Source organism: Bradyrhizobium sp., assembly GCF_049581145.1.
Taxonomy (GTDB): Bacteria; Pseudomonadota; Alphaproteobacteria; order Rhizobiales; family Xanthobacteraceae; genus Bradyrhizobium.
Genome location: NZ_JBAURI010001048.1, coordinates 1 through 4,623 on the forward strand (window position 1 = coordinate 1; position 4,623 = coordinate 4,623).

5 protein-coding genes are annotated in these 4,623 nt (G+C 65.2%); 2 read left to right on the forward strand and 3 right to left on the reverse strand.

Annotated elements, in window-relative coordinates; translation table 11 throughout:
- Both WCB02_RS33900 and WCB02_RS33905 read left to right on the forward strand, forming a co-directional pair.
- A partial coding sequence (locus WCB02_RS33900) for an ATP-binding cassette domain-containing protein (RefSeq protein ID WP_423965377.1) occupies nt 1-571 on the forward strand: 571 nt, incomplete at its 5' end.
- Between the two features lie 13 nt (nt 572-584).
- The gene (locus WCB02_RS33905; RefSeq protein WP_423965379.1) at nt 585-1,085 is read left to right on the forward strand and encodes a nucleoside deaminase; all 501 of its coding nucleotides are present in this window, start codon (nt 585-587) and stop codon (nt 1,083-1,085) included.
- 11 nt (nt 1,086-1,096) lie between these two features.
- Here WCB02_RS33905 and tenA read toward each other — a convergent pair whose 3' ends face one another.
- From tenA to WCB02_RS33920, 3 genes are all read right to left on the reverse strand, one after another.
- Nucleotides 1,097-1,786, reverse strand: a complete 690-nt coding sequence (gene tenA / locus WCB02_RS33910) for a thiaminase II (protein ID WP_423965382.1) — start codon at nt 1,784-1,786, stop codon at nt 1,097-1,099.
- Nucleotides 1,787-1,898: 112 nt separating this feature from the next.
- Nucleotides 1,899-2,081, reverse strand: coding sequence for a YbdD/YjiX family protein (locus WCB02_RS33915; protein ID WP_423965387.1), 183 nt, complete (start codon nt 2,079-2,081; stop codon nt 1,899-1,901).
- A 22-nt stretch (nt 2,082-2,103) separates the two neighbouring features.
- The gene (locus WCB02_RS33920; protein WP_423965385.1) at nt 2,104-4,194 is read right to left on the reverse strand and encodes a carbon starvation CstA family protein; all 2,091 of its coding nucleotides are present in this window, start codon (nt 4,192-4,194) and stop codon (nt 2,104-2,106) included.
- Nucleotides 4,195-4,623 lie beyond the last annotated feature (429 nt).

Sequence of the window (4,623 nt, forward strand, 5' to 3'; positions counted from 1 at the left end):
CGGCGAAATCCGCGTTGCCGGCGATCCCTATCATGCGCGCCGCGAGGAGATGCGCCGGCACCGGATGTCGCTGTTGCCCGAGGAGCCGCTGAAGAACGCCTGCGTCGGTGGCATGAGCGTCGCCGACAACATCGCTTTCCGCGAATTCGACCGCGCACCGTTCGCAACCGGCGGCTGGTGGCTCAACCGTTCGGCGTTTCGCAACGATGCGACCAGGAAGATCGCCCAGTACAAGATCAAGACCCGCACGCCCGATACGCCGATTTCGGCGCTGTCGGGCGGCAACGTCCAGCGCACGGTGCTGGCGCGCGAGCTCGGTGGCGACGTCGAGGTCCTGATCGCCGCCAATCCCTGCTTCGGGCTGGATTTCGCGGCGGTGGCACAGATCCACGCCGAGATCATGGCCGCGCGCAACCGCGGCGCCGCCGTGCTGCTGGTCAGCGAGGATCTCGACGAATTGCTGGAATTATCGGATCGTCTGGTGGTGATGTTCCATGGCCAGTTGGTCTACGAGACCCGCGCCAGCGAAGCCGACCTGACCGAGATCGGCCGGCACATGGCAGGGCATTGATGCGAGGCGTTTGATGGCTCAACCCGACGGCCCGGGTGCAGGCGATCGCGACGCGCATTTCCTGCGGCTTTGCTTCGACGTCGCGCGCCGCTCCTTGAGCCATGGCAATCATCCCTTCGGTGCCATTCTGGTCGATCGGAACGGCCAGGTGCTGATCGAGAGCGAGAACGGCTACCTGCCCGCCCATGACGGCACCGCGCATGCCGAACGCCTGCTCGCCACCGACGCCTGCCGCAAGCTGAGCGCGGAGGTGCGGGCTGCGGCCACGATCTATTCGTCCGCCGAGCCCTGCGCGATGTGTGCCGGCGCGATCTATTGGGCAGGCATCGGCCGCCTCGTCTATGGCCTGAGCGAGCATCGGCTGCGCGGCATCACCGGCAACCATCCGGAAAACCCGACCCTCGATCTGCCGTGCCGCGACGTATTCGCCCGCGGCCAGCGCCCGACCGACGTCCTCGGCCCGCTGCTGGAGGACGAGGCCGCGGCGCTGCACGACGGCGTCTGGGGCGGTTGACGGGGTGCGCGTCAGTCCTGCGAGCTGCCGGCACCGCGCTGATGCATGCGCCAGCCCATTTGCCAGAAATCGGCTTCCAGCCGTGTGGCTTCCCTGAAGATCGCGATCAGCTCCGCCGCGCGGGCCGGCGTGGCGTAGCGGTCGGCGAGATTGTCGAGCTGCGCCCGCGCTTTCGCCGCGACCTCCTGGTAAGGCCCGCCGGCATACTCGGCGATCCAGACCCGATAGGGGTTCGTTGCCGCCTCCGCATCCGGTTGCGCGGCGAGCCGCGTCGCGATCTCGGCATAGCCGATCACGCATGGGGCAAGCGCGACCTTGAGCGCCATGAGATCGCCGCGCATTCCAGCGTCGAGCACGTAGCGTGTATAGGCGAGCATCTCGACCGCCGGAGAAGCTTGTTCGAGATCGGCGGGCGACAGGCCCCAGCCGCTGCAGAGCTTCACATGCAGGTTCATCTCGACGTCGAGAATGGCCGACAGGCCGGCCGCCGCGTCACGCATGTCGGCGAGCTCAGGCGATTTGTAGACCGCCAGCGCATAGGCGCGGGCAAATTCGATCAGGAACAGATAGTCCTGAACCAGGTAGTGGCGAAATGCCGCTTCGGCCAGCGAACCGTCCGCCAGCGCGTTCGTGAAGGGATGCTCGGTGTAGGCCCGCCACTCGGCGGATGCCGCTGTCTTGAGACGTTGGAAGAAACTCATGATTTAGGGATGCTTCTGGCGCCGTGTCTTCGGCTTGCTGCCGGACGCCGGGACAATATCACCATCCGCCCTCCCCTCAAGGGCGGGCGCAGCGCGGCGACGGCTTTCGCGCTCAACAGCAGCCGCGGAAGCGGCCCTTGCCGACGGCGTAGCGGGCGTTCTGGCGCTCCACGAAGAACTCTTCGTAGGTCATGACCGGCTGGTCCGGATGCATCCGGCGGCGATGCTCGACATAGGTCTGATAGTCGGGGATACCGACCATCAGGCGCGCGGTGCGCACGGTCCATTTTGCCATCGTCAGGATGTCAGGCAAGGTCTCACGCAAGGGTCGCTCCCGGCACGGTCGCTGGCAATTCGATCTCGCTCGTGGTGATCTTCGGATCGCCCAATGCCCGGCGTATCGCGATGACGCCGTAGACCATCATCGCCACCACCACCGCGACGAACAGCGCGGTCAGCGTGGCGTCGACATAGTCGTTCGCGATGATGCGTTGCATCTCCTCCATCGTCTTCGCCGGCCCCAGGATCTTGCCGGCCGCGGCGGCATCGCCGAACACCCGCGCGTGGGCAATGAAGCCGATCGCCGGCACGCTGCTGAAGATTTTCTGCAAGCCCGCCGTCAGCGTGCAGACCAGGAGCCAGAAGGTCGGCATGATCGTCACCCAGGCGAAACGCTGACGCTTCATCTTGAACAGGACGACCGTGCACAAGATCAGCGCGATGCCCGCCAGCATCTGGTTGGAGATGCCGAACAGCGGCCAGAGCGTGTTGATGCCGCCCATTGGATCGATCACGCCCTGGTAGAGGAAATAGCCCCAGGCGCCGACCGCCAGCGCCGATCCGATCAGGTTGTTTGTCCACGATTCAGTCTTGCGGAACGCCGGCACGACGCTGCCGACCATGTCCTGGATCATGAAGCGGGTGACGCGGGTGCCGGCATCGACGGTGGTGAGGATGAACAGCGCCTCGAACAGGATGGCAAAGTGGTACCAGACCCCCATCCAGAGGCGGCCACCGAACATGCCGGACAGGATGTGGGCCATGCCAACCGCAAGCGTCGGGGCGCCGCCGGTGCGCGACAGCAGCGTCTTCTCGCCGACGTCCTGGGCGATCTGGCTCAGCATGTCGGGAGTGACGGCAAAGCCCCAGCCGGAGATCACCTGCGCCGCCTGCGCGGCGGTGCTGCCGATCAGCGCGCCCGGGCTGTTGATGGCAAAATAGACTCCGGGCTCGATCACGGTCGCGCCGATCATCGCCATGATGGCGACGAAGGATTCCGTCAGCATGGCGCCATAGCCGATGAAGCGGAGCTGGCTCTCATTCTCCAGCATCTTCGGGGTCGTGCCCGAGGCGATCAGCGCATGGAAGCCGGATACCGAGCCGCAGGCGATGGTGATGAACAGGAACGGGAATAGGCTGCCCGACCACACCGGGCCGGTGCCGTCGATGAACCGGGTGACCGCCGGCATCTTCAACTCCGGCTGCACCAGGAGGATGCCGACCGCCAGCAGCGCCATGGTGCCGACCTTGAGGAAGGTCGACAGATAGTCGCGTGGCGCCAGCAATAGCCACACCGGCAGCACCGAGGCGACGAAACCATATCCGATGATGATCAGCGCCAGCGTCTCGCCGCGGAGATCAAACCAGGCTGCGATCGCCGGGTTTTCGGCCACGGTCCGGCCATAGATCAGCGCCGCCAGCAGCAACACGACGCCGATCGCCGACATTTCGGCGATGCGGCCGATCCGGATGAAGCGGGCATAGACCCCCATCAGCATCGCAATTGGAATGGTGGAGAATACCGTGAAGGTGCCCCACGGACTGCCGACCAGCGCCTTGACCACGACCAGCGCCAACACGGCAAGCAGGATGACCATGATCAAAAATACGCCGACGAGCGCAATGCCGCCGGCGACCGGCCCCATCTCGGAGCGCACCATGTCGCCGAGCGAGCGGCCGTCGCGGCGCGTCGAGAGAAACAGCACGGTCATATCCTGCACCGCGCCGGCGAACACGACGCCCGCGAGAATCCAGAGCGTGCCCGGCAGGTAGCCCATCTGGGCCGCGAGCACCGGACCGACCAGCGGACCGGCACCGGCAATCGCCGCGAAGTGGTGACCGAACAGCACATAGCGGTTGGTCGGCACGTAATCGAGGCCGTCATTATGCTGGCAGGCGGGCGTCTGCCGCTTGGGGTCGACGCCCAGAACCTTCTCGGCGATGAAGAGCGCGTAGAAGCGGTAGGCGATGAAATAGATGCAGACCGCGGCGATGACGAGCCAGGCCGCGTTGATACTCTCGCCTCGGCTGAGCGCGACGATTCCAAAAGAAATCGTGCCGACGATGATCACGACGGCCCAGAGCAGCTTTGACGGAAGCCCATTGCCCTTGATGGCGACCGAACTCATCTCTCCCTCCGCGTTCTTGCTTCAGCGCCGGCTCGACCCACGTCGCTGGCCCAGTCCGGCCACGCAACTCCCCGCCGACGGAACCCGCGTTGATTCCGATCAAACTGTGCGGAATATAAAGGGGCCTGCGGCAATGAAGGATGCAGCGCAGCAAGTAACCCGGCAATCAAACGCGCGGCACTGAGCCCGCGCAGCAGGGGTTGCTTTCACCTCGATCGGGCCGTGAGAGAACGAAGCGAACCAGTTGAGCGAGTCCATGAAACCAGGAGTTTCCACGGACTCCGGATCATCCTGAGGAGCAAGCCTTCGCCCCTCAGTGGCGAAGGCTTGCGTCCCGAAAGATGGCAGCTTGCACGGCCGCCTCCCGCGGCCGCATCGCTTTGCGCGCTGCTCCTCTCCATGAAAACAGCCAGGATACTGTGTGCATGG